Below are 2623 nucleotides of genomic sequence, written 5' to 3'. Positions count from 1 at the left end.
GGCGAGGCCCGCGCCGCCATAGCCTCCGGCGGCGCCGTAGCCTCCGCCGCCGCCGTAGCCGAGACCGCTCGAGACGCCGACGCTGCCGCCGGTTTCCGCCGCGACCACGCCCTGCAGCACAAGCGCCAGCTCCTTCGCTGACCGGTTCTGGATTCGATAGACGAAGAGCTGGCGCTCGCGCTCGGCCGCGAGGCCTTCGAGCTGCTCAAGCCAGACCCGGGCGCGGTCGAGATAGGTGGCGCGGGAGCTCACCACGAGCACCGCGTTGAGCGGTTCGTTGGGAATGAAGCGGATGACGTCGCCGGTGCCGGCCGCCTCGCCGCCGAAGATCTGGGTGAGGTCGCGGGCGAGCGAGCCCGGATTGGAGGAGCGCACCGGCAGCATCGCCGTGGACATGCCGCGCATCCAGTCGACGTCGAACACGGCGATGGTCTGGCGCAGGGCCTGGATCTGCCCGCTCTCGCCCGACAGGATCAGCAGGTTGCGGGCCCGGTCCACGCGCAGCACCACGTCGCGCGGCGCGACGGAAGCCAGGATCGCCTGCATCTCGGCCGCCGCGATCCAGCGCATCGGCACGATCACCGCGCCGGATTCCGCGCCGACCCCCTGGACCGCCTGGACCGCGCCGGGCCTCTTGCCGCCCGGGACGATCTGCGCGGTGCGGCCGCGCCGCCTCAGGGCGAGCCCGCGGCTCGACAGCGCCGTCTCGAACATCGAGAGCAGCGTGTCGCGGGTGACCTGGCCGCCGGTCTGAAGGGTGATGGTGCCGACGGCGCGCTCGTCGAGGGTGTAGCCCCACCCGAACGTGTCGGCGAGCACCGCCTTGGCGGCGACCGGCAGCGGCACCTCGACGAGGTTGAGGCTGACCATGCCGCCGAGCTGCGGCTCCTGCCGCGAGGCTTCGCCGCCGGTGAAGCGATCGTCGCCACGCCGGATCAGGGCATGGGAAGGGCTCGGGGCATGGGACGGGTTCGAACCGGGCCGGAACCCGAGTTCCGGTTCGGCCGCCCGGGCGGGGGGCGCTGCGGACCAGCTGACCAGGCCGGCGAGCGCGACGTTGATGATCCGTCGCCGCTTCATGCCCGTGTCGATCCCCCCCACCCGCCGGTTCGGGTCGAGGGCGACGCTAGGACTTTATGGTTAACAGCGTCTTGCCATAGGTTAAGGAAATTCCTCGCCCGGGAACCGGTTGTATTCCTGCCGGCCGTGTTCCCGCGAGAAAGCAACCATCAGTTGCTTGCGACGTCGGTCCCGTCGCCCGTGCCGCCGGTCTTGCCGTCGCTGCCGAGCGAGTAGACCTCGTAGGGTCCGCCGCCGACCGCGGGATTACGGTAAAGATACGGGCGGCCCCACGGATCGTTGAGGCCGCGCGCGTCGCGCACGTAGGGGCCGCGCCAGCTCGGGCCCGTCGGCTGCACCAGCGCCTGCAGGCCCTGCTGCGCGGTCGGATAGGTGCCGAGATCGAGATAGTAGAGTTCCACCGCCTGGGCGATGTTCTTGACCTGGATGCGCGCCGTCTCGCCCTTGGCACGGCCGAGATAGCCCAGCACCTGCGGCGTCACCATGGTCGCGATCATGCCGATGATCGCCAGGACGACGAGCAGCTCGACCAGCGAGAAGCCCGCCTGGCCTGCGTCGGCCTCGCCCCGGGGATCGATGGTGTCGGTGGTCATCGTCGCGTCCTGTTCGTGGTGGTTGGGAATTAAGATGCACCGCCTTTCTGAAGGAACCGCCTCACGCGGGGTGGACGAGCCGTCCGAGCGGCGTGACAGGAACGGATTCTTTGATGTTTGTTAGCGGATTCCTGCCAAGCCTGGGGCACCACTCGGGCGCGGCAGGGCGCGCCGCCAGGAACACGCATGATCCCGACCGGCGGACCCACGCGCCCTCCTAGGACCCTGTCGTCGGGCGCCGTCGTCGCCGGAGCGCTTGCGGTGGCCGGCTGCCTCGTCTGGGCCCTGCCGGCCTGCGCGGCGGAGCCGATCACCCTGCCGATGCCGGCGCCGCTGCCGCCGATCCGCATCCTGACGCTGCTGGTCGGCCTGCACCTCATCGGGCTCTGCCTCGGCCTCGGCGGGGCGACCATGCTCGATTTCTGGATTCTGCGCTGGATGCGCTGGGGCGGGCTGCCGGCCGAGATCGCCCGCACCTTCCTGTTCGTGAGCAAGGTGGTGTCGGTCGGCATCGGCCTGCTCTGGGTGTCGGGTCTCGGCTTCCTCGCGCTGTACTGGTTCGAATCGCCCGAGAAGCTCGCCAACCCCAAGCTGGTCGCCAAGGTGAGCGTGGTGGTGGTGCTGACCGTCAACGGCCTCCTGATCCATGCCCTGGTGCTGCCGGGCGTGCTGCGCGACGTCAGCCGGCCGATGTTCGAGAGCGTCTCGCGCCTGCGCACGGGGGTGTTCCTGATCTCCGGCGCCATCTCGGGCGTGTCCTGGTACGCCGCCTTCGCGATGGGCCTGATGCGCGAGCTGAACGGCCGCGTCGGCTACGGGCCGCTGCTCGGTCTGTGGTTCGTCGCCGTCGTGGCGGGGGTGATCTGCGCCTACGTCTACTGGATGCACCTGCGCGAGCGCAGCGCCGGCCTCGCCGCGGTGCGGGTGGGGCTGTCGCGCCTGCCCCGCAT

Annotated in this window: 3 protein-coding genes; 1 reads left to right on the top strand and 2 read right to left on the bottom strand. The window is 70.6% G+C overall.

What is annotated here, in order from left to right:
• Window positions 1-1080 (bottom strand): secretin N-terminal domain-containing protein (locus FV222_RS22570; RefSeq protein ID WP_348644948.1); only part of this gene is annotated, 1080 nt, incomplete at its 3' end.
• A gap of 149 nt (window positions 1081-1229) precedes the next feature.
• A complete protein-coding gene (gene gspG / locus FV222_RS22565; RefSeq protein ID WP_147763175.1) occupies window positions 1230-1673 on the bottom strand; it encodes a type II secretion system major pseudopilin GspG in 444 nt (147 codons plus the stop codon).
• 186 nt (window positions 1674-1859) lie between these two features.
• Between gspG and FV222_RS22560 the strand changes: the two genes are divergently transcribed.
• On the top strand, window positions 1860-2623 hold a 764-nt coding region (locus FV222_RS22560; protein ID WP_246685605.1), incomplete at its 3' end, for a hypothetical protein.

This window comes from Methylobacterium sp. WL103, assembly GCF_008039885.1.
GTDB classification, from domain to species: Bacteria; Pseudomonadota; Alphaproteobacteria; order Rhizobiales; family Beijerinckiaceae; genus Methylobacterium; species Methylobacterium cerastii.
This window is presented reverse-complemented; position numbering and strand designations above follow the sequence as displayed.